Here is a 1,146-nt window from a genome sequence, read left to right as displayed (position 1 = left end):
CCGGCCGGGAGCCCGGCCGCCGCCGCCTCGGGGACCGGCACGGACCGCAGGTCCACCACCGGCAGGTCACCGTCGGTGCGGATCGCGTCGCCCCCGCCGTTGCGGGAGTGGTAGCCGGCCGAGAAGTTCTCGAGCACCCGGACCCCCGCGGCGGGGACGTGGTAGCGGATCGAGTCCACGATGTAGTCGCGCTCCACGTCGATGTCCGCGTCGATCTTGTGGGTCACCTGGAGGGTGAACAGCGACAGCCCCACGGCCCGGTCGTAGGTGCCGGCCCCGAGCCACTGCACGCGGTGACCGCCGGGCAGAAGCCACCCGTCGGGGCACCGCCAGAACCGGACGTGGTGCCGCTGCGCCGCGTTGCCCTCGACCTCCTGCTGGTAGGCCAGACACTGCCTGCGGCCGAAGAGCCGCAGGGGGCTCACCGGTGCGGACGGGTAGGACCGTCGGAGTGCCGAGGACATGATGATGCCCCAGGAGGAGCGGACCGTGATGTCGTCGGCCAGCACCCACCCGCAGGCCGTCATGGCCTCGTGGATCTGACGGGCGGTGCCGTCGACGGCCAGGTTGACCGGGTCCCCCAGCAGCCCGTCCGAGGTCCGGGTTCGGGCGATGAAGTACCCGGGCACGTACACCGAGGTGATCAGCGTCTGCAGTCGGGGCAGGACCAGATAGGCGACCAGCGCCCAGAACGGGATCAACAGGAACAGATGCCACCAGGTGTGGCGCCACACGTCATCCAGCAGCCGCCAGCCCAACCATCCGGCCGCGAGGGTGGCCAGGGTGAAGAACACGGTGTCGACGACCTGGCCCGGCAGCGCCGGCCGCACATCGTCGTCCCGCACCTTGGACGGCAGACGGGCGTAGACCGGGGGCGCGGCCGGCCCGGCCGGCTCCGCGCCGGGCGTGTGCACCGCTCGCTCACTGGTGGGCATGGCTAGACGATAGTCGGCGGTACGGGCCGTGTGGACCGCGATGACTGCCAGAATGTCCCCGTGCCCACGACCGATCCGACCCCGGCCCGCAGCCGCGGCGCCCACGAGGAGTACCTGCGGTCGCTGGGACTGCCGCTGATGATCGTCCCGTCCACGCGGTCGCGCGAGGTACTCGTCCGCTCCGCGGGCGTCAGCGCCGGTCTCGCGGTGG

The 1,146-nt window shown here is 72.2% G+C and carries 1 protein-coding gene; it reads right to left on the bottom strand.

Annotated elements, in window-relative coordinates; all coding sequences use genetic code 11:
- On the bottom strand, nucleotides 1-935 hold a 935-nt coding region (locus G6027_RS14360; protein ID WP_241727148.1), incomplete at its 3' end, for an LssY C-terminal domain-containing protein.
- Nucleotides 936-1,146: the final 211 nt, after the last annotated feature.

Origin of the sequence: Dietzia sp. SLG310A2-38A2 (assembly GCF_014145095.1) — a bacterium.
In the GTDB taxonomy this organism is placed as follows: Bacteria; Actinomycetota; Actinomycetes; order Mycobacteriales; family Mycobacteriaceae; genus Dietzia.
Note: the sequence above shows the minus strand (reverse complement) of the source record. Positions and strands in the feature narration are given on the sequence as shown.